The sequence below is a fragment of the Cyclobacterium plantarum genome (assembly GCF_011290685.1).
Lineage (GTDB): Bacteria > Bacteroidota > Bacteroidia > Cytophagales > Cyclobacteriaceae > Cyclobacterium > Cyclobacterium plantarum.
The window spans coordinates 392,928-419,809 of record NZ_JAANYN010000006.1 but is presented as its reverse complement, the minus strand read 5'-3'; the positions used below and the strand labels follow the sequence as shown (position 1 = coordinate 419,809).

General features: G+C 42.1%; 24 protein-coding genes, 1 tRNA gene and 1 pseudogene. 13 read left to right on the top strand and 13 right to left on the bottom strand.

Features of this window, described 5'->3' with window-relative positions:
• Window positions 1-29 precede the first annotated feature (29 nt).
• Together rbsK and G9Q97_RS16125 are read left to right on the top strand one after the other, a co-directional pair.
• Complete coding sequence (gene rbsK, locus G9Q97_RS16130; protein WP_166148589.1) at window positions 30-938, top strand: ribokinase; 909 nt, start codon at window positions 30-32, stop codon at window positions 936-938.
• Between the two features lie 4 nt (window positions 939-942).
• A pseudogene (locus G9Q97_RS16125) lies at window positions 943-1,071 on the top strand (multidrug DMT transporter permease); the annotation flags it as partial.
• 62 nt (window positions 1,072-1,133) lie between these two features.
• Here the strand turns inward: G9Q97_RS16125 and G9Q97_RS16120 are convergent.
• Entirely contained in the window at window positions 1,134-2,192 is a 1,059-nt protein-coding gene (locus G9Q97_RS16120) for a LacI family DNA-binding transcriptional regulator (RefSeq protein WP_166148587.1), read from the bottom strand.
• Between the two features lie 350 nt (window positions 2,193-2,542).
• Between G9Q97_RS16120 and G9Q97_RS16115 the strand changes: the two genes are divergently transcribed.
• The 3 genes from G9Q97_RS16115 (at window position 2,543) to G9Q97_RS16105 (ending at window position 4,842) form a co-directional block, all read left to right on the top strand.
• Window positions 2,543-3,154 carry an RNA polymerase sigma factor gene (locus tag G9Q97_RS16115; RefSeq protein WP_166148585.1) on the top strand — a complete coding sequence of 204 codons (612 nt, stop codon included), beginning with the start codon at window positions 2,543-2,545 and terminating at the stop codon, window positions 3,152-3,154.
• On the top strand, window positions 3,144-3,932 hold the full coding sequence (locus tag G9Q97_RS16110; protein ID WP_166148584.1) for an anti-sigma factor family protein: 789 nt from the start codon (window positions 3,144-3,146) through the stop codon (window positions 3,930-3,932). Before G9Q97_RS16115 ends, G9Q97_RS16110 begins: the two co-directional genes overlap by 11 nt.
• Window positions 3,933-4,065: 133 nt before the next feature.
• Window positions 4,066-4,842, top strand: a complete 777-nt coding sequence (locus G9Q97_RS16105; protein WP_246255724.1) for a hypothetical protein — start codon at window positions 4,066-4,068, stop codon at window positions 4,840-4,842.
• A 23-nt stretch (window positions 4,843-4,865) separates the two neighbouring features.
• Here the strand turns inward: G9Q97_RS16105 and G9Q97_RS16100 are convergent, their stop codons facing one another.
• Both G9Q97_RS16100 and G9Q97_RS16095 read right to left on the bottom strand, forming a co-directional pair.
• Window positions 4,866-7,643, bottom strand: a complete 2,778-nt coding sequence (locus G9Q97_RS16100) for a CHAT domain-containing protein (protein WP_166148580.1) — start codon at window positions 7,641-7,643, stop codon at window positions 4,866-4,868.
• Between the two features lie 50 nt (window positions 7,644-7,693).
• Window positions 7,694-8,593, bottom strand: coding sequence for a hypothetical protein (locus G9Q97_RS16095; RefSeq protein WP_166148116.1), 900 nt, complete (start codon window positions 8,591-8,593; stop codon window positions 7,694-7,696).
• Between the two features lie 185 nt (window positions 8,594-8,778).
• Here G9Q97_RS16095 and G9Q97_RS16090 point away from each other — a divergent pair, with 185 nt between their 5' ends.
• Entirely contained in the window at window positions 8,779-9,702 is a 924-nt protein-coding gene (locus tag G9Q97_RS16090) for a mechanosensitive ion channel family protein (RefSeq protein ID WP_166148578.1), read from the top strand.
• A 68-nt stretch (window positions 9,703-9,770) separates the two neighbouring features.
• On the opposite strand, the gene G9Q97_RS16085 is transcribed toward G9Q97_RS16090, so the two are convergent.
• Entirely contained in the window at window positions 9,771-9,968 is a 198-nt protein-coding gene (locus G9Q97_RS16085) for a CsbD family protein (protein WP_166148576.1), read from the bottom strand.
• 79 nt (window positions 9,969-10,047) lie between these two features.
• Between G9Q97_RS16085 and G9Q97_RS16080 the strand changes: the two genes are divergently transcribed.
• The gene (locus G9Q97_RS16080; RefSeq protein WP_166148574.1) at window positions 10,048-11,127 is read left to right on the top strand and encodes an AI-2E family transporter; all 1,080 of its coding nucleotides are present in this window, start codon (window positions 10,048-10,050) and stop codon (window positions 11,125-11,127) included.
• Window positions 11,124-12,047 carry a tetratricopeptide repeat protein gene (locus G9Q97_RS16075; protein ID WP_166148572.1) on the top strand — a complete coding sequence of 308 codons (924 nt, stop codon included), beginning with the start codon at window positions 11,124-11,126 and terminating at the stop codon, window positions 12,045-12,047. Before G9Q97_RS16080 ends, G9Q97_RS16075 begins: the two co-directional genes overlap by 4 nt.
• 179 nt (window positions 12,048-12,226) lie before the next feature.
• Here the strand turns inward: G9Q97_RS16075 and G9Q97_RS16070 are convergent, their stop codons facing one another.
• A complete protein-coding gene (locus G9Q97_RS16070) occupies window positions 12,227-14,491 on the bottom strand; it encodes an aconitate hydratase (RefSeq protein ID WP_166148570.1) in 2,265 nt (754 codons plus the stop codon).
• A 121-nt stretch (window positions 14,492-14,612) separates the two neighbouring features.
• Window positions 14,613-15,677 carry an acyl-CoA reductase gene (locus G9Q97_RS16065; protein WP_166148569.1) on the bottom strand — a complete coding sequence of 355 codons (1,065 nt, stop codon included), beginning with the start codon at window positions 15,675-15,677 and terminating at the stop codon, window positions 14,613-14,615.
• A gap of 213 nt (window positions 15,678-15,890) precedes the next feature.
• On the opposite strand from G9Q97_RS16065, the gene G9Q97_RS16060 reads away from it, so the two are divergent.
• The 5 genes from G9Q97_RS16060 to cas6 all read left to right on the top strand — a co-directional run bounded on the left by G9Q97_RS16060 (window position 15,891) and on the right by cas6 (window position 20,090).
• Window positions 15,891-16,238, top strand: a complete 348-nt coding sequence (locus G9Q97_RS16060) for a 4Fe-4S binding protein (RefSeq protein ID WP_166148567.1) — start codon at window positions 15,891-15,893, stop codon at window positions 16,236-16,238.
• 172 nt (window positions 16,239-16,410) lie between these two features.
• Window positions 16,411-16,761 carry a DUF3276 family protein gene (locus G9Q97_RS16055; protein WP_166148565.1) on the top strand — a complete coding sequence of 117 codons (351 nt, stop codon included), beginning with the start codon at window positions 16,411-16,413 and terminating at the stop codon, window positions 16,759-16,761.
• A gap of 127 nt (window positions 16,762-16,888) precedes the next feature.
• Window positions 16,889-17,980, top strand: coding sequence for an AI-2E family transporter (locus G9Q97_RS16050; protein ID WP_166148563.1), 1,092 nt, complete (start codon window positions 16,889-16,891; stop codon window positions 17,978-17,980).
• Between the two features lie 5 nt (window positions 17,981-17,985).
• The gene (ychF, locus tag G9Q97_RS16045; protein ID WP_166148561.1) at window positions 17,986-19,083 is read left to right on the top strand and encodes a redox-regulated ATPase YchF; all 1,098 of its coding nucleotides are present in this window, start codon (window positions 17,986-17,988) and stop codon (window positions 19,081-19,083) included.
• Between the two features lie 110 nt (window positions 19,084-19,193).
• Window positions 19,194-20,090 carry a CRISPR-associated endoribonuclease Cas6 gene (gene cas6, locus G9Q97_RS16040; RefSeq protein WP_166148560.1) on the top strand — a complete coding sequence of 299 codons (897 nt, stop codon included), beginning with the start codon at window positions 19,194-19,196 and terminating at the stop codon, window positions 20,088-20,090.
• Between the two features lie 150 nt (window positions 20,091-20,240).
• Here cas6 and G9Q97_RS16035 read toward each other — a convergent pair whose 3' ends face one another.
• The 7 genes from G9Q97_RS16035 to G9Q97_RS16005 all read right to left on the bottom strand — a co-directional run bounded on the left by G9Q97_RS16035 (window position 20,241) and on the right by G9Q97_RS16005 (window position 26,858).
• Complete coding sequence (locus G9Q97_RS16035; protein ID WP_166148558.1) at window positions 20,241-21,518, bottom strand: type IX secretion system plug protein; 1,278 nt, start codon at window positions 21,516-21,518, stop codon at window positions 20,241-20,243.
• A gap of 25 nt (window positions 21,519-21,543) precedes the next feature.
• Window positions 21,544-23,469 carry an ABC-F family ATP-binding cassette domain-containing protein gene (locus tag G9Q97_RS16030; RefSeq protein ID WP_166148556.1) on the bottom strand — a complete coding sequence of 642 codons (1,926 nt, stop codon included), beginning with the start codon at window positions 23,467-23,469 and terminating at the stop codon, window positions 21,544-21,546.
• 79 nt (window positions 23,470-23,548) lie between these two features.
• Window positions 23,549-24,442: an aldose 1-epimerase family protein gene (locus G9Q97_RS16025; RefSeq protein WP_166148554.1), complete on the bottom strand. Its 894-nt coding sequence runs from the start codon at window positions 24,440-24,442 to the stop codon at window positions 23,549-23,551.
• A gap of 98 nt (window positions 24,443-24,540) precedes the next feature.
• Window positions 24,541-24,622, bottom strand: a tRNA-Leu gene (locus G9Q97_RS16020).
• 272 nt (window positions 24,623-24,894) lie between these two features.
• Window positions 24,895-25,356, bottom strand: a complete 462-nt coding sequence (locus tag G9Q97_RS16015) for a GNAT family N-acetyltransferase (RefSeq protein ID WP_166148552.1) — start codon at window positions 25,354-25,356, stop codon at window positions 24,895-24,897.
• Between the two features lie 53 nt (window positions 25,357-25,409).
• Window positions 25,410-25,895: a methylated-DNA--[protein]-cysteine S-methyltransferase gene (locus G9Q97_RS16010; RefSeq protein ID WP_166148550.1), complete on the bottom strand. Its 486-nt coding sequence runs from the start codon at window positions 25,893-25,895 to the stop codon at window positions 25,410-25,412.
• A gap of 267 nt (window positions 25,896-26,162) precedes the next feature.
• Entirely contained in the window at window positions 26,163-26,858 is a 696-nt protein-coding gene (locus tag G9Q97_RS16005) for an XRE family transcriptional regulator (protein WP_166148640.1), read from the bottom strand.
• Window positions 26,859-26,882: the final 24 nt, after the last annotated feature.

Here is a 26,882-nt window from a genome sequence, read left to right as displayed (position 1 = left end):
AATAAAGAGGATAAAAAACCTGGAATAAGATGGGGAAGTTGTATAACTTATTGGTTATAGGTAGTTCAAATACAGATATGGTGGTACAGGTAGACCATTTTCCCAAACCGGGTGAAACCCTGTTGGGAGGAGATTTTTTCATGAACCCCGGGGGAAAAGGAGCCAATCAGGCGGTGGCTGCGGTCAGGCTTGGAGGTAAGGTTGCCTTTATTGGAAAAGTCGGCAAGGATATTTTTGGTAAAGAAACCCTGGAAAACCTATTGCGGGAGGGTATCAATATAGATGGTATTTCTCAGGACGAAGTTCATCCTTCCGGAGTAGCGCAGATCACAGTTGATAAAAATGGGGAGAATTGTATTGTAGTGGCAAGTGGTGCCAATATGGCATTGGGCGCAGGGGATATGGAAAAAAACAGTAAGCTGATTCACCAGGCTGAAATTATTCTTCTTCAACTGGAAATTCCCATGGATACGGTAAGCCTTGTAGTGAAGATAGGGAATGAAGCAGGTAAGAAAGTAATACTCAACCCAGCACCTGCACAAGCCCTTGATGACGAGGTGTATGCCGGCCTTTTTGCCATCACTCCCAATGAATCAGAAACCACCCTGCTTAGCCGTATTCAGGTAAAAGACGAACCTTCTGCAGCTAAAGCCGCCTCATTTTTTCATGAGAAAGGAGTCAAGGTGGTGGTCATCACCTTAGGTGCTAAGGGGGCTTATTTATCTGCCGGGGAATATAAAGGGATTGTTCCTGCACCTAAAGTTCATGCAGTAGATACCACCGCCGCAGGAGATACTTTTAATGGGGCTTTAGCTGTGGGTATTTCAAAGGGGATTTCTTTAAGAGAGGCAGTTGAATTTGCGAATAGAGCGGCAGCCTATTCCGTCACAAAAAAGGGAGCCCAATCCTCCGTTCCCAGGCTTTCAGAAATCGAATAAACCCATGTACATCATCGAATCATATTCCCTGGCTGTTACTTTCGGTTTTGTTGCCATGGTTTGCTGGGGTTCCTGGACCAATACCCAAAAACTGGCAGAAGGCCGCTGCCGGTTTGAATTGTTTTATTGGGATTAAATTGGCTTTGCTAAGCAGTGTTTTGATGCCTTTGGTTTTTAAAGAGATTTTAAACTAGATTAACGATAAAAATCCTGGTTTTCCCTGGTGACAATATCAATTGGCATAAAATAAATTTGATCAACCGGCAATTTAAGGACAATGTGGTGGTAGAGGCTCATGAGTCCCTTATATCCTTGTTCTTCAGGCTTGTGGCAAATCAAAAAATCAATCCATCCATTTTTTAAATAATTTTGATTTTCTTTTGAAAAATCATAACCAACAAGGTGAATTTTAGCATATTTTTTTGATTCAAGGAATTGCGCCACATAGAAAACCCGGGAGTTGGTTACGAAAATGACCTCAATATCAGGATGCTGAAAAAAAATCTTTTCCAGGTTTAAAAACACCGATTTTTTTTCAGTGTCAGTGATATCCAATTTTATCAGTTGGTGATCTACATCATTTTCGAAAAAATAATTTTTAAATCCTTCTTCAATTTTGGAGTAATTAAAACTATTACTTTCTTTTGAAATATTCACAAATAAAATTTTTTGGGTGTGACGCATTCCAATAGCACATAGACGGGCACCGAGAAACCCACTTTGGAAGAGGGGAGGACCGATATAGGAAAGAATTCCCTTTGCCTCAATATTACTGTCAATAAATACGAACGGAATCGTATCCTGCTCGCAGTAATGAATAAATTGAATGGATTCTTTTACAAATGAGGGGGCCAATAAAACCCCATCAAAACGCTTATTGTTTTTAATTTTTTGAGCAGAATCGATAAAGGAATCTTTATTGTTTAAGTCAAAGAAAAAAAAATCCACAGAAATACCATATTGCCTGATTTCTTCTTCCGCCCTTTTGATTCCCTTGAGGGGTGCATCCCAGAAATCTGTTCTTTCAGAACCTTTGGGTATCAAAACCGCCAGTCGATATACTTTCCCAGAGGCCAACCTGCTGGCTAAAATATTAGGTTGGTAATTCAATTCCTTTATGATCTTCTCAATTTTGGATTTGGTAATGGCGGATACCCCAGATCGGTTGTGAATAACCCTATCCACCGTTGCTATGGAAACATCAGCCAACCTGGCAATTTCTTTTACCCCAGATAACTTTTTATTCTTCTTCATTGCCGGTTAAAACTAAAAAATCAAATTCATAGTTATCGATTGGTTTATAGGCAGGCACCTGCCTTTCCCGAGCCGGATTCGGGAGTAACTCACTCCTGTATACCGAAAGGCAATTGTTCGATAATCATGGCTTTTTGTGCCGCTGGCCTCATGCTCGATTTCATCAGACTAAATTAAGAAAATTAATGCAAAGTATTCCGACGGAGTTATGAGGAACAAAACTGTGATTTAGAAAACCACCTAGCCTTTCCATCATTTAGGGGCGGTTGATTTTGCCCGCAAAAGCATCAATTTTTTCTACTAATGAAGTTACATTGATTAACTTTGATGCTACTAAAAGATGGTATTTCATGAAGAAAAGCAAGTTTTGGACTGATCAGGAAATATTGGAGGAGATTTCCGGAGCAAAACAGATAAACGAAGCTATCCATCAACTTTACAAAGGATACTATGGTTTATTGGAAAATTATGTTTTACAAAATAATGGCAGTAATGCTGATGCTGCTGATACCATACAGGAAACCATGCTGGTATTCCTGAACATGATCGAGACCGGTAAATTCAGGAAAGAAGCAAGTATCAAATCCGTGTTGTATGGTATCAATCGAAATATCTGGTTAACGACTTTAAGAAAGCGAAAAAGTAGGGACCATCGACATGGCATCTATGAAAAGGAACAGGAACAGGTGGAATTTGATGTGAGCAAATCATTGGCAGAGATGGAAGGCTATCAATTGATCATGGCTTTATTTGAAAAATTGGGTGAAAAATGCAAACGCATTCTGGTGCTGTTTTATTACGAAAACCTCTCCATGGATGAAATCGCCGTAAGGGAGGAATACAGTAGTGATCAGGTGGTAAGGAATAAGAAATTTAAATGCATGAAGCAGTTGACGAATCAATTGGACGGCAATCGCAATTTGTACGAAATGGTTAGAAATGCGCTGAAAGATGGGAAATAAGTATGATGATCAATATATGCTGGATTACCTGGACGGAATATTAAGTCCAGAGGAAAAATCGCTTTTTGAGAAAGACTTGCAGACTAATTCTGCGCTCAAGGAACGATTAGGCCTGCTCAAATTTACTATTAATGGAATAAAACTTAAAGGATATAAGGATAGTATCAAGCAAGTACAACAAGAGTTTCTCCAAAACAGGTTAGAAAACAAAAAATTCACACCTATCGATGCCCCCAAATTGGAGAAAAAAGAAAGGTCCCTATACTTTTGGGGAAAAGCTGCGGCAGCGGTTTCACTTCTGGTGCTATTCGGTTTTCTGTTTTATTTATTGCGCAATGATGGTCCTTCCCTTTATGAGGGGAAGTATATTTCTTATGAAATTGCTGCAGAAAGAGGTTTTTCTGAGCAAGAAAATATTCTGGAATCCCTGTTCATCAATGGAGAGTTCAGACAAATGTTTCAAGTAAGTGCCGAACGAGATCAAGATCAGTTAAGTCCCAGGGAACTGCTTTTGTTGGGAAATGCAGCCCTTGAATTGGATTCAGCCTCAGCTTCGCTGCCCTATTTTCAAAGACTGGATGAAAACAATACAAATTCAGGAACGGATACTTTTCAGGATGAAGTTGATTTTTTTCTTGCGCTTACTTATTTGAAATTAGGGGAATACCAAAAGGCTTATAACCGGGTAGTCAAAATCAGGACGGATGACCGGCATAAATACAATAACAATTTTTCCAGACTGGATCAGCTTAGCATTAAGTTCAGGATCCTTTTTTGACTACTGATGTGTGTTTTGGTAGTGCTCAATTCATTTGGGTACTTTTTTTGACCTTTTTTTAAGAATAATGGTTACATATTTTTGCTTAGGCTCAACCAATAGGAAACTTAACAACTTAAAAATCATGAAAAGAATGAAAAATTTATCCGGGATACTGATTTTTGCCATTATCGCATGGCTCTATACGGGATGTACTTCCGAAAATGATATGGTACCAGGCACAGGAGATGGCACCGTGGGAATGCTCTTTAAATTACAACCTGCAAGTGGGTCCGCTGCCAATGCCAGGGTTGCCAATACAGGTTTACACTTTACCGACGGCTTTATCCAAATTAAGGAACTTGAACTGGACCTGGAGGGTAATTTTAATCGAGATGGACTCATTTCAGGAGGAAGTTTTGATAATGACGACGATGATGACGATGGGAACGAATGGGAGTATGAGGTAGAATTCAACGAAATCAAAAAAGTTGGTTTTGATCAGTTTGATACGGAAACGGATTTCTTTATCAATATTCCGGAAGGCGAATACGAAGAAATTGAAATGGAAATTGATTTGATTGATTACCGGAATGAACCTTCTATTTTATTAAATGGAACCTATATGAATGCAGAAGGAGAGGAGACTTCTTTTAGGTTTGAATTATTTGGTGATGATATAGATTTTGAAGTGGAGATAGAGGCCGATGATGACAATTATTTTGTGGTGGACAGGGTCAATAACCCTCTGATTCTTTTTGAGCTGGTTCCCGAAAGATGGTTCTCCTCCATTAGCACTTCTGAATTGGAAAATGCGGAACTTGATGAGGATGGAGTCATGGTATTCAGTGAAAGCAGCAACCGGTCCATTTTCCAGAAGGTTCGGGAAAGAATAGCGACCGATGCAGAGATTGAAATTGAAATCGATTGAATTAGAATTGCTTCATTGCTCATTTAAAAGAGAGTTGGATCAACTCTCTTTTTTTTCCAGTAATATATCAGACTGGTAGCCATTACCACCAAAATCATAAACCAAAATACTGAAAATTTTGCCTGAATAAAGGTGTCTTCAAAAGTATTCCCTATAAAAACCATGTTGGCCCAATAGTAAGGATGGTGATATTGTGCCATATCAGGATCATTCAAGAGTTCTTTTTTGGCCCCTTGTAATGCCTCGGGATAACTGTATCCCATGTTGAGTTTTTTATAAAATACCCTGCTAAGATAGGCCGTAACCTTGTCATTGGCCTTCCAGATACTGCTGATAATATTGTCACATCCGGCATAAGCAAATCCACGTGAAAGGCTGATCAAGCCCTCTCCATTCATCACCTCACCCTTATGGGTGTCACAGGCACTTAGAAAAACCAAAGAAGCATTTTGCAGGTTCAATTGATACAGTTCCTCTGCAAATAGAAGGTGGTTTTCGCCAGCTGTAGAGAAGACAATAAATCCTTCGTCAGGGGAATCAGGTGTAGATAAAGCGTGGGTTGCCAGGTGAATAATGGATGCATTTGTCGAATGCTCCAAAAATTGCTGTTTTGTCGCCGCATTTCCAAGGAAAACCCTTCCTTCCAATAATTCCATTTCTGAGGCAGCATTTGGGAGCAAATCAAATTCACTGGATTCAAGCAAACTGTCAATAGCTGTAAATGGAGCAAATCCAATGGCACTATTCTTATTGAAACGGTTTTCAAAACTATCCAATTGAAGTAACTTTCCTGAATATTGGTAGGTAATTGAATGGTTTTTCACCAAATGTTCCCCTTTAGGGTTTACCAACATTTCAAATGGTAAATGCACTAGCTCCTGGTCTGGAAGGATGACCCAATTGGAATAATTTTCAAGATCAGGATAGGATTGTCCCAACATTTGATCAAAGGCCCGGACGGAAATATCCTCCAAGGTGCGTCTGCTATTCCCTTTGGAAGTAACCAACTCCTTATTGATAGATCGAATCAAATTAAAAAGCGAGTCTTTTTCAATGATTTCCGACAGGTACAAGCGGTCTTTGTTGAGTACAAAGCAAAAAACAGTATCATTGGCTACGAAATAGGACAACAGGACTTGCCGACCGGCTTTTAAATTGGCCTGAAGGCTGTTAATGTTTATCCTTTCAGTATTTATTTTTTTTTCAAAATAGGAAGAAAAACCATTATAGGAGGCATACAAACGACTCAGGGCCAATTTACTATCCCGAACCTGGATTTCCAGATCATCAACATTATCCGGATCCTGAACTTCCCTAATTTTTTGATTGGTCCTGGTCAATTGAAATTTTAAAACCTTTTCCTTTTGAAGTAGTTCCTGAGGGATATCTGCATTTTCTTTGATTTTTCCTTCGTTTCTTGCCAACTCCAAAGCAGTAGCCTTGCTTTCTTCAGCCCATAAAAACCCTCTGATCAGGTGCGCCTCATCATTTGTTGCCAGGTAAAGGTCTATTGAAGCACTTACTGCATCTTCATAAGCCTTCCGAATAGATTCTCCCAGAAATATCCTTGCTTCCTGATTGTCATATAAATTGTTCAAATAGAAAAGCAAATCAAAAGCAACCTGGTAAGTGTCAAAGGCCACCTGAAACAATTGGTCCTTCTCTTTTTCTTTAGCCAGTGCCAGGAGACTTTTCGCTTTAAGGGAAAGGCTTTCAAATATATCTGTCATTCCCCAATTGATGTTTCCGGGGTAGGGGTTTTTTCTGATGTCCGTTTCAGTAAAACTTCCATCAAAATTTAAAATGGCTTTGTGAAAGCCCTCTGCTGCTTTCTGGTACTCTTCTTTTAACAACCAGGATTTACCCAATAGTTGATAGGATTTGCCCAGATGATAATTTAAAGCAGCCGGTTTGGTTTGGTAGTTATCCTTTTCTTCAAAATTGGAGACAATCAATTTGAGTGCTTTGTCTGGTTCCATGTTTAGCAGATGGATTTCTGCCCGTAAATTTTGATTGGGGAGGCTTTGCTTGTTTGTTGGATCGGTGATGCTGTTCAGATAATATAGCGCTGAGTCAGGTTTTTGGCTTTTGATGGATAAAGAGGCCAACTTGCTGAAAATCTCATCCTTGTCGATATTCAGGCTCAAAGCCTCCAGGTAAAGGGCTTCAGCCTTATCAAATTCTTTCAGATTGGCCCAGGCAGCTGCTTCATTGGTCTGAAAACTAAATACAGCATATCTGGCTGCGGAAGCTGGTCCAGGTTTGGCTTTTTGAGTTATGATGGATCTGGCCTTAGAGAAATAATTGATCGCCTGCGTATAATTTCCGGACTCATAGTAGATTACTCCCAAAGAGTTGTACAACCTGCCGGTTTCTTGCTTATTGGTTTTCTTTTTCAATATTTCCTCGGCCTGATTGAGGTAAAGGATACTGCTGTCTGCCTGATTTAGAAGAAAAAAGGATTCGCCAAGATAAAGAGCGGGGGAAAATTTCAAGGTATCGTTCAAATTATTTCTTGAAATAAATGTAAGTCCCTGGCGCAAAACATCAATACTATTTTCAGGTTTGCCCTGGATAAGGTACAAGGTGCCTAGTTTATCGAAAACATCGGCAGATTGGGAGAGGGGTAAGGCATCAGTTGGAATTTGAGCTTTTATCTCTTCTAATAATTGGATGGCTGTGCTGTCGCTTTGATCGGTTGGGAATTCAGTGTAAAAATAGTTTAAAGCCGTTTCATATTTTACTTCAAGTTCACTTCCCTGTCCCAATAGGAGCAGGGAAGGAAAGTAATAGCAGCACAAAATTATTAGACATTTTTTCTTTATCATTGATGCTTAGGTCTCCTGATAGTTTACCGGGCAAATCGGGAAACTACCACAAGATACGGTGGTCTTGGTCTTCTTGTTCTGGGAGGGTTGAAATTTGTTCTTAAATTATTCGAAAAAGGTTTGGTTGATAAAATTTGATCTTGTTTTGCCTGGATTTCGTCTATCAGAATTTGGGGGACGTCTTCCATGGTTTCGTAATAAAAGAATTTTAAATCAATGCCATTTAATGCCCGCATGCTCCCATCGTTCAACCTGTAGTAAAGCCGGACATCTTTCTGAATGCCATTTTCCGGATTGGTACCAAAAAAGTTATTTTGGAGCGTCTCCTGAAGCTTAATGACTCCGGATCCGTTACCAATGACTAATCCCTGGTCTGCTAGCCGCTCCCCTCCCGGGCCCTCAGCATCAAATTCACAATCGTCGTCATCGTCATCGTCATCGTCATCATCTTCATCATCGTCGTCGTCGTCATCATCTTCTTCGCAAGGAGGTAAGGCAGCCGGAGACCCATTAAAAACGGGAAGAATACTTGTATCTCCCTGGTCCAATATGTACAGACCATCTAAATAATTAATACCTGCAATAGTCAGTTCAAAGTGGCAGCTGTTGTTTCCCTGGGTAAATGAAACCTTGTATTTTAATCCTGTTTCACTCGCGTTGATATCAATAACACCTGTTCGGGGATCTATGGCCAGGCCTTCAGGTAGGGAAGTAAACAATCCCGGGCCCTCAATTCCCTGTGGATTTATGGTATTGGTGCCCATTTCGTTGATGAAAAATAATGTGTCTCCGTAACTGAAAGTCTGGCATTCTACTTCAAACGTATTGTTCAGGGTGTTATCTCCATCTCGATCCAGGTTACAGGATGATAAAATCAAAAGAAAAACGACAAGTCCGAAGATGTGGATATTCCTATAATGCATTTTACGCTTTTTTATTAGTTGTAGTGAAATTAAATATTGTAACCGGATAAAAAATAAAATTAACAGATTTTCCCCAGGGAACCAGCTTTTAAAAACGCCTGTAATGGGCCTGGGGTTTGGTTTTTTTTATTACCTTCCTTTTTTAATAGACCAATATCATCATCTTGAAATTAAAAACAAGCAAAATGGACTCTTCAAAACTTCTTCAAACATTGTTGGAAAAATTGGAACAATGGATAACTTCTTTTGTTGGATATCTTCCAAATCTGGTTATGGCGATGTTGATTTTTTTCCTCTTTTTGTTTGTGGCCAGATTTATTGAGAAGTTTTCCAAAAGGCAATTATTAAAAGTACACCTGGACGAGACGATCAGTGGATTTTTAAGCAGATTGATTTTTTTGGCGATCATAGTTGCCGGGGTAATGATGTCCCTGTCCATTTTGAACCTTACGGGTACAGTCACTTCCATTTTAGCCGGCCTGGGCATTATTGGGCTAGCTTTGGGATTCGCTTTTCAGGATACTGCTGCCAATTTTATGTCGGGAATTTATATCACTTTTCAACAACCCTATGCCATAGGTGATGTGATAGAAACCCATGATGGTATCATGGGAAACGTCGTAGATATTGATTTAAGGGTTACAAAAGTCAAGACTTTTGATGGACCGATAGTTTATGTGCCCAACCGTTTTCTTTTTCAGGAAAACTTTACCAATTACACGGAAGAGGGCAGAAGGCGGATCAGGGTAGATGTGGGCGTGAGTTACGGCGAGGATCTGGAAAAGGTCGAACTCATTGCACTTGAAGCCGCCAGGGATGTGCCCGGAAGGATCAGAGAAGAGGATGTTAGCCTGTTTTGGAAAGGTTTTGGAGATAGTTCGATAGACTTTTCAGTAAATATCTGGCTGGAATATTCCAGAGAAAACCGGGAATACATCAGGGCAAAAAACCAGGCTATAAAGAACATAAAAAAAGCATTTGATGCGAATGGTATCATGATTCCTTTCCCTATCCGAACACTGGATTTTGGAATAAAGGGGGGAGTTCAGCTTCACGAACAAATGATTAAAACAGATAAAATAAGGTCTATGGGAGCTGGCAAGGATTGAAAAAACAAAGGCACCGGATTTTTGAATCCGGTGCCTGTAGCCACTACTCAAATTAAATGATTTTCAATTTATCTTTCTTCTTCAGAAAAAATCATTTTTTCCAGATCTTCCTTTGCTGCTCCTGTTTTTTGCTGCAATCTACCGATCAGCTGATCTTCCTGACCTTCAGCATAAGCCAAATCATCTTCAGTCAATTCCCCATATTTGGCTTTTAATTTGCCCTTTATTTCGTTCCAGTTTCCTTTTAATTTTAAATTAGTAGACATAATTTTATTGGTTTTAGTCAAAAATAATTTTCTTATTTGTTTATGAATTGTACAATTACTGTTCCAAAACTCAAATAATATGACAGAATTGAAACTTCCTGGTCATTTACGGGCACTTACTATTTTGTTGTTGTTAATTGTGATTGTATTCATTTTAATCATAGGTAGGAGTCTTCTGATTCCACTCATGCTGGGAGGATACATCGCCATGCTGCTGATTCCAGCCTGTACCTGGATGGAGTCGAAAAAGATTCCCAGACCAATCGCCGCTTTTGTAGCCCTGTTGACTTCCCTTGCGGCCATTGTAGGCTTGATAGTGTTGGTAATCCTGCAGGTGAAAAGTTTTTCTTCAGATTTTGAGGATGTTACGGGGAGGCTAAACAAGTACCTTTCTGATATAGATCAGTTGGCAACAGACTGGTTTGGGGCCAATCTGGGTATTAAAAATGGGATCGATAAATCCCAGCTTTTTGAACTACTGGAATCCAACAGTGAAACAGTATCCAATTTCTTGCTTTCTACCATCGGATCCTTAACGGGGGTAGTTCTGTTACCTGTATTTATTTTCTTTTTGTTGATTTACAGGGACCATTTGGGGAATTTTATTGCCAGGCTTTTTGAGGAAGAGGAGGAAGGAAACGTAAAATCAAAAATCAAGGATCTCAGAAGGGTGGTCCAATATTACATCATTGGCATGATCAAGGTGATGGGTATTCTTGCTGTGCTAAATACGGCTGTACTGTATGCCCTAGGGGTAAAACATGCCATTTTTTTTGGGCTTTTTGCAGCCTTACTAAACATCATCCCTTACCTGGGGCCCTTTTTAGGGGCTATACTACCATTCATTTTTTCATTTTTAACCATGGACAGCCTGTTTTACCCATTGATGGTAGTCGCCTCCTTTACAGTTATTCAGTTGATAGAGAGTAATTTTCTTACTCCAAAGATTGTTGGTGGGAATGTAAGTTTAAATGCACTTGTAACATTTTTGGGTCTGTTGATAGGAGGGGCCATCTGGGGGGTAATAGGCATGATCCTCATTATTCCCACACTGGCTATTCTAAAAAGGATTTTTGAACTGAAAAACAGCACCAAACCCTTTGCTTATTTGTTTGGAGAAGAAGAAGTAAAACCAATATTTAAAAGGGGAAAAAAATGAATCACATTTTAAATACCCTCCTTGTTTGTATCTTGCTTGGACTAGTATCCTGCGATTCTATGGAAGACAAAAAAGGGAGGTTTTTGTTGAAGGGCAATAACGAATTAAAGGAAGGAAATACCAAAGGGGCCGTTGCTTACTATGATGAAGCCATAGCCATTGATCCTGAATTCAGGGAGGCCTATTTTAACCGGGGCATGGCCTTGCACAGACAATTAAAATTCCCCGAAGCTATCGCCGATTATAGTCAGGCGATCAAAATCGACAAGGCTTATCGTGAGGCCCATATCCAAAGAACCATTGCTTATCTGGATTTTGGTGAAAATTATAAAGCCCTTGAAAATACAAGAACTCTGTTGGCCATGGATGAACAGGATGTACAGGCCCACTTTTTACAGGGATTGACATGGACTGCTTTGAAGGAATATGTTGAGGCAGAGAAAGCCTTTGACAAAGCCTTATCCCTCGACCCTGAAAATGTTGAACTCTATATCAATCTGGCCACTGTAAACTATCATCTGGAAGAATGGGATGAAGCTAAAATGAATTTATCCCTGGCAAAAAATAAGAATCCTGAACATAGTATGATCTATAACCTGGAATCCCTGCTGTATTTTGAGGAAGGCGAATACCAAATGGCACTAAAGCAGGCGGAAAGGGCCATTGAGTTGGAGAAGGACGACCCATATTATTACAATAACAGGGGACTATATCAACTGTACCTGGGTAATCTGGAGGAAGGCTTAAAAGATATCAATTTCAGTTTGAAGCAAAATAGCCGCAACCTGTATGCCCTTAGAAACAAAGGGATCTATTACCATAAAAAAGGTCAGATGGATCTGGCGGAACGTTTTCTCAGGGAGGTGTATGAAAAGGATCCTACCATAGGATTATTGGACGAATACCTGTCTGATGAGTAGTAAAAACCTGGAGGGTTACCATTAGAGGTTGTTATACCATTCAGGAGTGCAGTCAATATTTTTTTTGCCTCGATTCACCATGACAGAGCGAGAAGGCAGGGTTTTTAATCCTTTTCTAAAATAAAAAAAAGGCCATGGATACAGACCATGACCTTTTTTAAGAATATTTAATATGGATATTAAATCGCATTTTCCTTTACCAGGTTAAGTGCCGATCCGGCCTTGAACCACCTGATCTGTCCAGCATTGTAGGTGTGGTTTACTTTGATCTCATCTTTGCTTCCGTCACTGTGGTTGCAAACCACAGTTAATGGATTACCGGGAGCAAAGTTATCCAGACCGATTATATCCAATGCGTCATCTTCCTGAATCAAATCATAATCTGCCGGGTTGTCAAAAGTCAACGCCAACATCCCTTGCTTTTTAAGATTGGTCTCATGGATCCGGGCAAAGGATTTTACCAGGATGGCCCTCACTCCCAAGAACCTTGGTTCCATGGCAGCGTGTTCCCTGGATGATCCTTCTCCATAATTTTCATCGCCAACGACCACGGTGCCGATATTGTGCAGTTTGTACTGACGCTGTACGTCCGGAACTTCGCCGTAACTGCCATCCAATTGGTTTTTGACTTTATTGGTGGCATCGTTGAAAAAATTGACCGCACCAATCAAAAGGTTATTGGAAATATTGTCCAGGTGGCCTCTGTATCTCAACCAGGGTCCGGCCATTGAAATATGGTCCGTAGTACACTTTCCTTTTGCCTTGATAAGCAGTTTGAGTCCTTTAAGGTCAGTTCCTTCCCAGGGCTGGAAAGGTTCCAACAGTTGAAGTCTTTCCGAATCGGGAGCTACTTTTACCTCTACTGTTGAACCGTCCTTTGCGGGTTCCTGGTAGCCTGCATCTTCCACAGCAAAACCTTTGACAGGAAGCTCCAGTCCGGCAGGTTCTTCCAGTTTTACCTGCTGGCCATCTTCATTGGTCAAGGTGTCTGTCATGGGGTTGAATGTAAGGTCGCCCGCAATGGCCAGGGCCGTGACCACCTCAGGGGAAGCTACAAAAGAGTGTGTATTTGGGTTTCCATCCGCTCTTTTGGCAAAATTCCTGTTAAAAGATGTAATGATGGAGTTTTTTTCCTGCTTATCAGCACCATGCCTCGCCCATTGGCCTATGCAAGGGCCGCAAGCATTGGCCAGAACAACCCCACCCATGTTTTCGAAAATACCCAAAAAGCCATCTCTTTCTACAGTAAACCTCACTTGCTCGGATCCCGGAGTGATGGTGAACTCTGATTTGGCTTTCAGTTTTTTATCTACTGCCTGCTGTGCAAGGGAGGCTGCCCTGGAAATGTCTTCATAAGAAGAATTGGTACAGGAGCCGATCAGACCTACTTCCAGCTTTTGCGGCCAGTCGTTTTCCTTCACAGCGGCTGCAAATTTGGAAAGGGGCCAGGCAAGGTCTGGCGTAAATGGACCATTGACATGAGGTTCCAACTCTGAAAGGTTGATTTCGATGACCTCATTGAAATAATCTTCCGGAGAAGCATATACCTCAGGGTCTCCAGTCAGGTGTTCCCTGATACCATTGGCAAGATCAGCAATTTCGGATCGGTCAGTTCCCCGAAGATAAGCCTCTGATTTTTCGTCATAGCCAAAGATGGAGGTGGTAGCACCTATTTCAGCTCCCATATTGCAAATGGTGCCTTTTCCGGTAGCAGAAAGAGATTGCGCTCCTTCCCCAAAATATTCCACGATGCATCCTGTACCACCTTTTACTGTGAGAATACCCGCGACTTTCAGGATCACATCTTTGGCAGAAGTCCATCCTGAAAGTTTACCTGTAAGCTTGACACCGATCAATTTGGGAAATTTAAGTTCCCAGGGCAATCCTGCCATGACATCACAGGCATCGGCGCCACCTACGCCAATTGCTACCATGCCCAAACCACCGGCATTAGGCGTATGGGAATCTGTGCCAATCATCATCCCCCCCGGAAAGGCATAATTTTCCAGGACCACCTGATGAATGATTCCTGCGCCAGGCTTCCAAAAACCCAGGCCATATTTGTTGGACACGGATGAAAGAAAATCGTAAACTTCCCTGTTTTTATCTTTTGCTTTTGCCAGGTCTGGATTGGCACCCACTTCGGCCTGAATGAGGTGATCACAATGAACAGTGGAAGGCACTGCTACCTTTGATCTGCCGGCTTGCATGAATTGTAGCAATGCCATTTGTGCCGTTGCATCCTGCATGGCCACCCTATCAGGTTTAAAGTCCACATAGGAGACCCCTCTTTCGTGCTTTTCACTGGCCTCTCCTTCGGAAAGATGGGCGTAAAGGATCTTTTCAGTGAGCGTGAGCGGTCTGCCTTCTGCTTTCCTTGCTGCGGCTATACGCCCGGGAAATGCAGCGTAAACCGACTTGATCATATCTATATCAAAAACCATCGATTATGAAGTTATATTGTAGATTGTAGAAAATTCAATTGAGCGGCAAAGATAAGAAAACCAGCCATTATCCGGTTATTTTGGCACATTTATATCTTTATTTATAAAGGATTTAAAAAGATTAGCCCTGTTTTTGCGGACCCATTACTCGCTGCTGGATTTCCTGCTCAAGGTTTAAAAGAAATTGGAGGGTATCCACCTTATCGGCGTAATCTGATACCTCAGGACATTGGGCATTTCCCATTTTGATGCTTCCATCAAACCAACCATCCCGGGAAACCATACATTGAATTTTATTTTCCTGGTCTTTTAATTGTTTTCGTAGCATGGACAAATCAGCGTAATATTCAAAATAGACCACCGCAATTGGGGACACCAATTCTTTGCTTTCTACCAGCAACAAGTGTCCGTTGTCAAAATGAGGACTGCGATTGACCAGGTATTTTGATTTGTTATAATCATAGTTGTTAAGGTATTTGTGGTGATCAATAACCTGATTGGCAGGTTCCATTCCTTTAAGAAAGCCCTGCAATGATTGCTGATTGGGTACGTATATTTTGGACACATTCCTGCAGCCCAGGCCATAGTATTGGAATATATCTTTGGAGAGTTTATTCCAGTCTTCTTGGGTTTCATTCCCGTCAAGAATGGCCACTGAAGTTCGGTTTTTCCGGATGATATGCGGATACCGGCCAAAGTAATAATCAAAATACCGGGCAGAATTATCACTTCCTGTGGCAATGTAAGCATCCATACCGTTCAGCCTTTCTTCGAAAGAAACAGCCTGGACCAATTCGGGAGAAATCTCCCCTAATTTTTCTACCAACCAGGGAATCAGAATATTATCTGTTGAGGAAAGTTTGATTTTAGCCCGATGGCCTGACAGCAGGACACACAGCAGATCATGGAATCCTACTCCGGGTATATTGCCGGCCATGATAATACCTATATTTCTTTCTTCAAAGTGTTCCTTATCAAGGAATTTATAGGAGCTTATCCATTGCCGTACTTTTTCAGGGGAAAGGTATGCCAGGATGCCTTCAAGTGCCAGCCGGGATTGTTCAGGAGTAAACCAGCTGTTTTGGTCGTGCATCTGCTTGAATAAGATGGTTTTTTCTTCTTCGGGAAGATTTTTTATATGTCGCTCCCAGCCCGATAGTTGGATTAATCTTTCGTTCAAATTCATGGAGAAGGCTCCTGCTTGTATGGATTAGAGAATAATTTCGTCAAAATGAATCCAAAGATAAAAAAATTGTCCCGGAAAGCAGGTTATTGACTGGTGTAAATAGTTAGTGTGGCAATTAATGTATAGCGTATTTTTGACATATGTGGAATTATTTTCCTTGTTAGATTGTATTTTGGTTAGTAGTTTTGCAACCAAACATAAAAAGAGAAAAAAATGGCAATCATGATAACCGATGAGTGCATCAATTGTGGTGCATGTGAACCAGAATGCCCGAATACCGCCATTTATGAAGGGGGTATAGAATGGACCTGGGGAGGAGGTACGGAATTAAAGGAAGTCACTTTAGATGACGGTACGGTAGTGAGTGGAGATGAAAAGCAGGAGCCTGTATCCGATGAATTTTATTATATCGTGACGCAGAAGTGTACGGAATGTACCGGTTTCCATGAAGAGCCGCAATGTGCGGCGGTGTGTCCGGTTGACTGTTGTGTAGACGATCCCGACCACAGAGAGACTGAAGAAGAGTTGATGGCCAAAAAGCAATTTATGCATGGAGAATAGCTGGATTCTCAGACTAAACCATCTTTTGTACTCATAAAATTGTTTTTTCCAATAGGTAATTTGAACAATATCCCATATTTTGAAAAAAAAAACGTTCAATAACTTGAATTTGATAATTGAATTGATTTAACTTGGCATTAAATTCATTTTTAAAAAAATAAATGTTTGGATAGTGGAAAATAACAAAGATTACGAAAGAGATGAGATTTTCACCAAAAGGGTAAAGGCTGGCAAGAGGACCTATTTTTTTGATGTGAAAGCTACACGGTCCAATGATTACTATTTGACCATAACAGAAAGCAAGAGAAAAATCAAAGACGATAATTTTTTTTACGAGAAACATAAAATTTTCTTGTACAAGGAAGATTTCGCCAAATTCGTGGAGGCACTTCAGGATGCCGTAGATCACGTTAAAAATGACTTGATGTCAGATTTCGATTTCTCTCAATTTGATACAGAGCCGGAGCCTTCAGAAAGCAATAATGATAACAATAAGTTTGGAGAAGATCTGAAGTGGGATTGATAAACCTTCAGTCTGTTTTATTTTCAGGACAAGCTGTATAGCTGAATAATGGTGTTACGAATCAGTATATGGATCCGTATTTAACGGATCCATGAACAGGGTTCGTTTTTTTTGTTATTTTTGATTTATGGTCAAGGTAATCCTCACAGTGGTAATTGTTACCATATTGGTTTTTTTACTGGGCTGGTATTTTTCTGATATCAGTTTGTATTTTATTTTCTCGATTGTACTGGCTTCAGCCCTTCGTCCATTGACCAACAAGATCAACAACCTCTATGTTTTGGGGCAGCATATTCCGCGGGGCATTGCTATCATGCTTTCTTTTTTAGCGATTGCTTCAGTTGGTTTTTTATTGGTGCTCTTGTTTACGCCTCTCATTCGCTCACAAATAGAATTATTGAAAGACCTGGACATCAATTACCTCTATGACCAAATTCAGCGGCCCATAGACAATTTGGAAGCCATATTGATACAATTAAACCTGATCAACAATGAACCCGGATACCTGATCGATTTGGTAAAGGAAAACCTGATAAGCAGCCTCAATGAAGTAAATGTTCAGGGTTTTATCAATAGGGTGATTTCTGCCACAAGCACTTTTTTTATCGGTATTCTTGCTGTGGGTTTCATTACTTTTTTTCTCCTTCTGGAAAACGGATTGTTGCGGAGAAATCTAATGAATTTCATCCCCAATAAATATTTTGAGTTGTCTGTAGCTACTTTTCACAAAGTGGAAAGATTGCTATCCAATTATCTTTTGGGTTTATTGATACAGATGTCCGTAATATTTTCCATAGCTTCCATAGGCTTAACTATAGCCAATATTGATTACGCCATGACCATAGCCGTTTTTGCTGCAGTGGCAAACCTGATCCCTTATGCCGGCCCAATTCTGGGAGCTACCTTTGGTGTACTGGTAGGGCTGTCTACGGGAGAATTCAATGCAGCAAGCGAGATATATTTTTTTCTCATAAAGATTCTTGCGGTATTTTCAGTGGTTCAATTGAGTGATAACGTGATTTTACAACCTTTTATCTTTTCCAAATCCGTAAAAGCACACCCGCTTGAAATATTTGTGATTATCTTTGTGGGTGCAAAAATTGCAGGGGTATTGGGAATGATCTTTGCCATACCGGTTTATACCATTTTCAGGGTTTCCATCAAGGAGCTGTATAAAGGGTATAAAGAATACAGAATATTTAAAATAGACAAGATTTAACATTCATGGGATTAAAATGTGGGATCGTTGGTTTGCCCAACGTGGGAAAGTCAACTTTATTCAATGCGATATCGAGTGCAAAAGCCGAAGCGGCAAATTTCCCTTTTTGTACCATAGAACCCAATGTAGGGGTAGTTACTGTACCTGATGGAAGGTTACAGGTTTTAGAAGGATTGGTTAATCCACAAAAGGTTATCCCTACGGTTATTGAATTCGTGGACATAGCAGGCCTGGTAAAAGGGGCCAGCAAAGGAGAGGGTCTTGGTAATAAATTCCTGGCCAATATCAGGGAAGTGGATGCCATCATCCACGTGATCAGGTGTTTTGAGGATCCCAATGTGGTGCACGTGGCCGGATCAGTGGATCCGGTATTTGATAAGGAGGTGATCGATACGGAGTTGCAGTTAAAGGATCTTGAATCTGTGGATAAAAAAATTCTTCGCCTGGAAAAAATTGCCAAAAGCGGGGATGCCAAAGCGAAGAAAGCAATGGAAAGCCTGCTAAAGTTTAAGGATGCCCTCAAAGCAGGACAGAATGCCCGGTCAGTAGATGCCGATGCTGATGATTTGGAAGCCATCCGGGATATTCACCTGCTGACCATCAAACCAGTCCTCTATGTGGCCAATGTAGATGAGGGAAGCATTCAAACCGGCAATTCCCATGTGGAGGCACTCAAAAGTGAGGTAGCCAAAGAAAACGCAGAAGTGATCCTGTTGTGTGCAGCTTTGGAAGCCCAGATTGCTGAATTTGAAGACGAAGAGGAAAAGGAAATGTTTCTGGGAGAATATGGGCTCAAGGAAAGTGGCTTGAACCGTTTGATCGCTGCTGCGTATAAGTTACTGAATTTGATAACCTACTTCACAGCCGGCGTTCAGGAAGTCCGGGCCTGGACCATCAAAAGAGGTTGGAAAGCACCTGCAGCGGCGGGGGTGATACATACCGATTTTGAAAAAGGCTTCATCAAAGCGGAAGTGATCAAATTAAAGGATTACGAACAGTTCAAAACTGAGGCAGTCTGCCGTGAAAACGGAAAAATTGCAGTTGAAGGTAAGGAATATGTAGTTTGTGACGGAGATATCATGCATTTTAGGTTCAATGTATAAATATATTCAAATATTATTGTTAAGTTTGTTGCAACTTATTTACCCATAAATTAGTTTATTCCATAAGATTGATGTATTTAATCATTGTTTAACTTTTCATTTTTAACGTCGTGAGAATTAGATTAATATTTTCCTTAAAGAACAAAGGTGCTTACTTACCTTTTCACCACCAGTACATCTTGGCTCAATTTCTCAAAGGTCTGATTGTAAAAGGTGGGCAAGAAGAGTTTTTTAACTACAATTACTTTAACTTCTCTGGTTTGAAAGGTCAAACCAAAGTTAGTAGAAGTGGGTTGCACTATTATTCCAGCTTAGTTACCCTGGTCGTATCCGCTCCTGATGAAGCGTTTATAGATTATTTGTTGGCACAGGTGTTTAAAACCCCAAAAATTGAGTTGGGAAATCTGATTTTGTCCCCTGAATATACGGAAAAGGAAATTGAACCACCGCTGGAAACCTCCAACAAGTTTGTTTGTATTTCTCCACTGGTTCTCTTGACACCAACTTTTGACGATGAGTCCGGAAAAAGGTTTATCAACCCGGATACGGATGAGTTTTCAGATTTGCTGTATGAATCCACCTTGACCAGGATGGAAAAATCTGGCTGGTATGATCAGGAACAAATGGAATCTTTTTACAAGTTTCAGGTAGTCCCTGACATGAATTATGTCAATAAATTGCGCGAGCAGCAGAAGAAATTTGCGAGAATCTATTCTGTCTATGACATGGATGTAAAATATGAAGTACGGGGATATACGCTTCCCTTCACCTTGTATGCCGCCGGAGAAGTACAGGATTTTGTTTTCAAATGTGGATTGGGGGCCTTTACCCACAAAGGTTTTGGCATGCTTGACCTGGCCAACAATATGCCCAGCCAACGTACCGAACCCTACAAATTTAAGAGAGAGGGTTTTGTTCCCTACAGATCACAATCGCATGAGCCCAGAAAAAATGATGAAAGGGCGGATGAGGGAAACAGTAGTACCGAAGAAGAAGAAAATGATTGAAAAAAACCCGGATTTATTCCGGGTTTTTTATTACACCTGTACATTCTTCCTTTAGGGGGAGAGATGCCTGTTCCGGATTTCTGGAGAATCTTCCATGATTAATTAATCACTTAAACAGTGCGGCTATTTGCCCAAGATTGGTTTCAGTAATCAAAACCTCCTTTTGTTCGGGTTGAGGACCGTATAGCCGATCAACTCGTCATACCTGGATCCCATATCCCGATAGTAGAAAAAGACCTCATACTCGTTTTCGGTCTGGAAATGATTGCCCTCAAAATGTTCCATGTCCCAGCCCGTATCTGTGCGAAGCCCGTATTGATAATCATACCAACCTTGCTTTAGAAATAAGGTAGCCTGGTAGTTTCCTGATGCCTGGTCATAGACCATTTTGGCATTCTGATTTTTGCCCCAGTTGCTCAATGCCCCCAGGACAAATGGAGGGGAAGACAGCTTTTCTGTTTCAAGATTAAAAGTGAGCAAAACATACTCACTTTCCAATTCATGATTTTGCCGCTCCACATTAAAAATCCCATACTGACCGTTGATGTCCAGGTACTCCAGATAGCCCTGACCATTTCTACTCTGATCCACACCTGCCTCTGCAAATACCACATCTTCTTCCATCCTCACGGCGGCGATGTTTCTCCCACGGGTCCGTACATAGCGCAGGTCCACAAAGCGAAATTCATTGCCTGCTTCAAAAGTATTGCTGCCATCAAACAATTGGTATTGCAATTGTTTCAGATCTTCCCTGATGTTGTTGTATTTCAACCCAACAATCGCATTGTCCCACCTTTGGTTTTGTCGAATCACCAGGAGGGTGTTGTTCAGGGGGTCTATCAACTCCCTGTTACTAAAATTAACGTTCACGTTGATTTGCTGAGAAGTTCTCCGGTCTTCATTTTTGCTGGGTACTACCACTGAAGCACCGACTGCGACCTGGTTGTCATATACCATAAAGCGCTTGGTGAACAGGGCTTTGGATTCCTCCCGGCCACGGTATACTTTGATGATATAATTTCCGCTTCGGTTGACCCTGGGGACTTTAAAAGTATAATGGATATAAGGCACCCTGGTATTGATGCTGTACTCATAATCGTTTACGTTATATTCGTTGTATTGCTCCAGATAGTCGGCATCTCTTAAACCGGACTGGGTCCAGTCAGCATTGCAATGGATGATTTTGGCCAGGTACCTGTCCGCTTCATAGGCAATGTCATCAAATTGAAGCAGCAAAGGCACCGGACTGTTTAGCGAGATGACCGGAGATGTCATTTGGGCCTCAAAATTACCGGAAGCAGGAAAAAGCTGCACCGTCTGAATATTTTCATCAAAAACCCTGTCCTCATAGATATCCTGTGCCTGAACAAGGCGTGCAGATAAAAGTAAGCAAGTAACCGGTAGAAGAAAAAAAAAGAAACTTTTCATGGCAGAAGGGTTGGTATAACGGATTTCAGGATCCCTGCAGGCTTTCAATTTGTTCAGCCAATGCCTCCCACTCCTTATTGAGTTTCGCTTCGTCCTGCCGGACCTGAGAATAGGACGCATTGAGTTCCTGCATTTGGTGCTCATCTTCATAAACGGACGAATCGGCCATTTGATTTTCCAGGGCAAGCTTTTTGTTTTCCAGTCGGGTAATTTCTTCCTCCAGTTTTTCCAACGCTTTTTCCTTTTCCCGAATGGCTTTTTTTCTGCCAGGATCCTCACCATTGGCAGTGGTTTTTACTACCGGAGCCGGCGTTTCTTTTTTAGGAGGAGTAACTGTTGCTTTTTCAGTTTTTTGAGCTTGCTGAGAACGCCAGTACACGTATTCATCATAGGTACCAGGGTACTCTTTGATCTGATGGTCTTCGATATACCAGATTTTGTTGGCCACTCCCTGAATAAAAAGCCGGTCGTGAGAGACGGTGACAAAGGTGCCCTCATACTGTTGCAGGGCCTGGGTGAGAATATTCACTGACTGTATGTCCAGGTGATTGGTGGGCTCATCCAAAAGCAGGAAATTGGCTTCGGAGATCAGTGTTTTGGCAAGGGCAACCCTGGATTTTTCACCACCAGACAGTACTTTTATCTTTTTAAAAACATCTTCATTGGTAAAAAGAAAGCAGCCCAGCACATTCCTGAGTTCTGTTTCCGTCTTTTTGCTGCCTTCCTGAGCCAATTCCTGCAGGATTTCATTGTTGATTCCAAGTGCTTCCAGCTGGTGCTGGGCAAAGAAGGATTTGATCACATTGTACCCATCTTCCCTGTGGCCCTGTATGGGCTCAGATCCATCGATGATTCTTAGCACAGTGGATTTTCCTTTTCCATTGGCCCCGATCAGTGCGATTTTATCACCCCTTTCGATACGGGCATGCGCATTGTCCAGGATTTTAAGGTCACCAAAAGATTTGGAAACGCCATCCAGCACCACCACATCTCTCCCGGATTTTTGCGAAAACTTGAATTTGAAATTTACAGATACCTCATCCCTGACCACTTCAGAAACCCTGTCCATTCTGTCCAGGGCTTTGACCCGGGACTGCACCTGGTTGGATTTGGTGGCCTTGGCACGGAAACGCTCGATAAAACGTTCCGTTTGTTTGATCATCTGCTGTTGATTTTCATAGGCATTCTGCTGGATTTCTTCCCGGGCTACCTTTTCTTTTTTGTAATACGCGTAGTTTCCGGCATAGCTGGTCAGGTTCCCCTGAGAAACTTCCACCGTAGTTTCGCTACAGTTGTTCAAAAATGTCTGGTCGTGAGATACCACGACAACAGCACCTTCATAGGATTTCAGGTAGTTTTCCACCCACTGAATGGAAGGCAAATCCAGGTGGTTGGTAGGTTCATCCAGCATCAGGAGAGAGGGTTTTTCCAGAAGCAGCTTGGCCAGCATGACCCGCATTCTCCATCCCCCCGAAAAAGTCTTCAGAGGGCGCCTCAGGTCTGCTGTTTGAAAACCGATCCCTTCCAGCACTTCTTCTGCCTTGGCCTTGATCGTATAGCCTTCATGAGCTTCAAACCTTTCCTGCAAATGCGCCAACTTCTCAAGGATCTGTTCGGAATAGTCTGTTTCCATTTGCTTGAGCACAGCGTCAATTTCTTCCTGAAGAGCCAGGGTTTCTTTAAAAGCTTCCAAAGCCACATCCAGAATGCTGTCTTCAGACTGGTAGGAAAGCAGGTCCTGGTTAAGAAAGCCGATGCTACAGTCTTTGGCCTTTTGGATTTCGCCCCCACTGGGCTGAATGTCCCCGTAGATAATTTTCAGCAGGGTGGATTTGCCCGAACCGTTAATACCTACCAGACCAATTTTGTCCTTTGGCTTGATGTGTAGGGAAGCATTTTCGTAGAGGGGACGCCCCCCAATGTAATAAGAGAGATTATTAATGGATAACATGCCGCAAAATTAAGAAAACAAAGTGGTATTTAGCAGGATTGGAAAAAGGATTTCAACCTGCTTTGGTAATTTGCTGGTTTTACCCCAAAAGTTCTACCTGATAGGCCACTTCATGAAAATCACCGGGAGAAAGGCGGATGATTCCCAACTTGCTCTTGAGTTCACCATCATGGCCTTCGGTATCGGCAATACCATTCCATGGCTCTATGCAAATAAAACCGGCATTTTCGCCTTTTGTCCAAAGTCCCAGCCATCGGAAATCAGAAAATTGCATGGCATAGCCCTTTCCACTTTTTTTGCTTCGGATGCTTAGGTATGAAATTGGATTAACATCAAATATCAATGCGTCATTGCTGAACAGTTCCTGCTTTAGGTCCAGTTTGCCTTGTTCCAGAGGAAGTGATTTACGGTCTGCCGCAATCAAACCATTTTCCAGGAAATAAATGGGTATGGAGGACAGTTGCTCCTGCCCGAAATCCAATACATAGTCCTCAAAACCTTCTCTATCAGGCAGCAGGGGGCAGCGGAATCCCGGATGGGCGCCAATGCTGAACAACAGGTCTTGCTCCGGGGAAGGGTTGTTTACCCTGTAATCCACTTGCAAACCCGTATTAATAAGCGTGTACCGGATAATCAATTCAAAATCAAAGGGGAAATTTTCCAGGCTCTCTTTATCCTGTTTTAATACAAAAGAGAGGCTATTCCCGGATTGATCCAGCAACTGAAATTCGCGGTCGCGGGCAAAACCATGCTGTTTCAGGGTATAGCTTTGGTTGGCATGGCTGAAACGATCGTTTTTTAATCTACCAACAATGGGGAACAGTACCGGGGCATGCCTGCCCCAAACAGCAGGATCAGCCTGCCAGAGGTATTCCGTGCCCTTGTATTTAAGTGAGATACATTCCGCACCCAGGCTGGACACCTGGGCTTCAAGGGGTCCATTCTTTACTGAGTATATGGCTGCTTTTGTCATGGATGAGAAAAGTTAGGGATGAATTAAAATCGAATTCAGGTAATTTTGTAAAAAAGAGGGTCAAAAAAAAACCTTTCCTAAAAAAAGGAAAGGTAGCGTGCGCACGAGAAGATTCGAACTTCCACACCCGAAGGCACCACCCCCTCAAGATGGCGTGTCTACCAGTTTCACCACGTGCGCAGTTTGGAGAGGCAAAAGTAGAGATATAATCGCATCAGTGCAAACAAAAGGTAGTAGAAATTAATAAAGCCCCTGCTAAATCTTGATAGCAGCATACTTTGTGAATTATTGATAGAACTTTCTTTGTCATAGCTGCTCCGGGCAGGTTACCGGTTATACCAGGTATTGCCTGTCATCGCCATTGCGATAGCCATCAGGACTGGGTTTGTCTTTTTACGACGAAAAGGAATATTTGAGAAATAAAAGCAAAGGATAAATAAGCCGGGAACAGGCTATAGCAAATACTCCATTTTTATATCACAGCGCTGGTAGGTGCCCGGCTCCATGGGGATTTCCCGGAAACCCAGTTTCCGGTAAAGCGCAATGGCAGGTGCAAGGATGGAATTGCTGTAAAGCAGGACCTTCACCGCCCCCTGCTTTTTGGCCCAGTCAAGTGCAGCTTGTCCCAGCAACAACCCGAATTTTTGCCCCTGGGCTTTGGGCAATACGCCCATTTTGATCAGCTCATATTGCCGGTTGCTCATTTTTTTCAATCCCACGGTGCCGACGATTTCTCCCTGCCATTTGGCAAACAGCACTTCCCCGCCAGGATTGATCAGGGTTTCGCAGGGGCTTTGCAACTGGGCCAGGTCAAAAGGCTCCATGGCAAAGTATTTTTCTATCCATTCCCGGTTGATGGATAGAAAATAGGGTGCCAGGCTTTCGCTGTAGGGGTGGATGCTTACCTTTTCCATAACCAAAAATAAGGAAGCCGGTGGGTAAAATAAAGTAAATTCAGAAAAGGAATCTAAAAGCCAAGGTCAAATTGATTTCCGGGCTTGTCTTTGGCCTCCAGTTGTAGCAGCTTGAGCTTTCTCCACAGCCCTCCGGCATAACCGGTTAATTCTCCCGTGTTGGCAATGATCCGGTGACAGGGAATGACGACCAGCAGGGGGTTTGCGCCTATGGCAGCTCCTACCGCACGGACAGCAGTGGGTTTGGCCAGGGCTTTGGCAATGTCATGGTAGGAAACCGTATGGCCAAAGGGGACCTTGTTTACTTCCATCCAAACCAATTTCTGAAACTCCGTGCCCCCGATGCCTACAGGGATGTCAAAAAATTTTAGTTTTCCTTTGAAATAAGCCTCTAACTGTACCATGATATCCAGGAAAAAGGGTTTATCGGCATTTTCTGATGCCTTATCATCCGTAAACCGGCAGGATAAAAGAAAACCATCTTCGGCGATGAGCCGGATATTTCCTAAGGGGGACGCCATTACCACTGTTTCTTTCATATCCTCTTCAACTTTAAAACCAAAAACAAGGTTTAACCTAAACTGAGGCAGTGAGACACTGCTGCTTTTCCAATGAGATGCTCTTTGTTCAGCCCTTTTTTAAATAAAAATACATGCGACTACTGGCTCATGATCAGAATGGTGCCAGCAAAGGGGTAAACATTTTAACAGGTTTTGGCAGAAAATGTTGCCGGTAATTATGCTATCGACGGGCTATCGATCATGCAAAGGTAGGTTTAATTTCAGTTTCTACCAACTACTTGCACATTATACCAGCATCATGCGGTATTTCCATACTTCCCGTACTGTATCTGCTGCTACTTCGAAAGGCTTGTAGAGGGGGTTGCTGGAGCAGAGCAGCAGTTGTCTTTTTTCCTGCAACTGATTGTAGGCCAGTTTGAAGGTGACACCATCCTGTGCCGTGACGATGACATACTTCTCTCCATCTTTGATGCGGGTCCAGTCGTCCATGTATTCGCAGATAATCCAGGCACCGTCCGGGATGGGGTCCATGGAGTCACCATCTACCTGAAAAACCCGGTGTTTTTTGTCCTGCGGCAGAAAGGGAAGGTGAAACCGGGGCAAGTCACCTATGAAATCCGGATCCGAAAAGCCGGCCAGATAGCTGGCCCTGGCTTTTTGGGAAACCACTTCTATCAGTTCTCTTCCGGCTGCATCCACCGTGGTGGCCAGGATGCGCAGGTCACGGCCCTTCAGGTAACGACTGGTCTCCAGGATTTCCCCAAGCTTGTGGACGGGGTATCTTGCCAGGTTTTGCTTCAGCATCAGGTCCACGGATAGTTCCAGGTATTCACAGATTTTTACCAGGGTATCCAGGGGAGGGCTGACGTTCAACTCATACCCTGCCAGTTTGGAGCGGCTGATACCCAGGCTTTCAGCCATCAGGGATTGGGTGAGCCCCTTTCTTTTGCGCAGGAGTTTGATATTGGCATGCAGGTACATGGATAAATTTTTTAGGACGGTAGA

Excerpts from the sequence above, each read along its gene's own strand:
- G9Q97_RS16080 (WP_166148574.1), top strand. The coding sequence starts at position 10,048 with ATGACAGAATTGAAACTTCCTGGTCATTTACGGGCACTTACTATTTTG.
- ychF (WP_166148561.1), top strand. The coding sequence starts at position 17,986 with ATGGGATTAAAATGTGGGATCGTTGGTTTGCCCAACGTGGGAAAGTCA.
- G9Q97_RS16035 (WP_166148558.1), bottom strand. The coding sequence starts at position 21,518 with ATGAAAAGTTTCTTTTTTTTTCTTCTACCGGTTACTTGCTTACTTTTA.
- G9Q97_RS16120 (WP_166148587.1), bottom strand. The coding sequence starts at position 2,192 with ATGAAGAAGAATAAAAAGTTATCTGGGGTAAAAGAAATTGCCAGGTTG.
- G9Q97_RS16005 (WP_166148640.1), bottom strand. The coding sequence starts at position 26,858 with ATGTACCTGCATGCCAATATCAAACTCCTGCGCAAAAGAAAGGGGCTC.
- G9Q97_RS16095 (WP_166148116.1), bottom strand. The coding sequence starts at position 8,593 with ATGCATTATAGGAATATCCACATCTTCGGACTTGTCGTTTTTCTTTTG.
- G9Q97_RS16070 (WP_166148570.1), bottom strand. The coding sequence starts at position 14,491 with ATGGTTTTTGATATAGATATGATCAAGTCGGTTTACGCTGCATTTCCC.
- G9Q97_RS16075 (WP_166148572.1), top strand. The coding sequence starts at position 11,124 with ATGAATCACATTTTAAATACCCTCCTTGTTTGTATCTTGCTTGGACTA.
- G9Q97_RS16060 (WP_166148567.1), top strand. The coding sequence starts at position 15,891 with ATGGCAATCATGATAACCGATGAGTGCATCAATTGTGGTGCATGTGAA.
- rbsK (WP_166148589.1), top strand. The coding sequence starts at position 30 with ATGGGGAAGTTGTATAACTTATTGGTTATAGGTAGTTCAAATACAGAT.
- G9Q97_RS16010 (WP_166148550.1), bottom strand. The coding sequence starts at position 25,895 with ATGAAAGAAACAGTGGTAATGGCGTCCCCCTTAGGAAATATCCGGCTC.
- G9Q97_RS16110 (WP_166148584.1), top strand. The coding sequence starts at position 3,144 with ATGGGAAATAAGTATGATGATCAATATATGCTGGATTACCTGGACGGA.
- G9Q97_RS16025 (WP_166148554.1), bottom strand. The coding sequence starts at position 24,442 with ATGACAAAAGCAGCCATATACTCAGTAAAGAATGGACCCCTTGAAGCC.
- G9Q97_RS16030 (WP_166148556.1), bottom strand. The coding sequence starts at position 23,469 with ATGTTATCCATTAATAATCTCTCTTATTACATTGGGGGGCGTCCCCTC.
- G9Q97_RS16115 (WP_166148585.1), top strand. The coding sequence starts at position 2,543 with ATGAAGAAAAGCAAGTTTTGGACTGATCAGGAAATATTGGAGGAGATT.
- G9Q97_RS16065 (WP_166148569.1), bottom strand. The coding sequence starts at position 15,677 with ATGAATTTGAACGAAAGATTAATCCAACTATCGGGCTGGGAGCGACAT.
- G9Q97_RS16015 (WP_166148552.1), bottom strand. The coding sequence starts at position 25,356 with ATGGAAAAGGTAAGCATCCACCCCTACAGCGAAAGCCTGGCACCCTAT.
- G9Q97_RS16105 (WP_246255724.1), top strand. The coding sequence starts at position 4,066 with ATGAAAAATTTATCCGGGATACTGATTTTTGCCATTATCGCATGGCTC.
- G9Q97_RS16085 (WP_166148576.1), bottom strand. The coding sequence starts at position 9,968 with ATGTCTACTAATTTAAAATTAAAAGGAAACTGGAACGAAATAAAGGGC.
- G9Q97_RS16050 (WP_166148563.1), top strand. The coding sequence starts at position 16,889 with ATGGTCAAGGTAATCCTCACAGTGGTAATTGTTACCATATTGGTTTTT.
- G9Q97_RS16090 (WP_166148578.1), top strand. The coding sequence starts at position 8,779 with ATGGACTCTTCAAAACTTCTTCAAACATTGTTGGAAAAATTGGAACAA.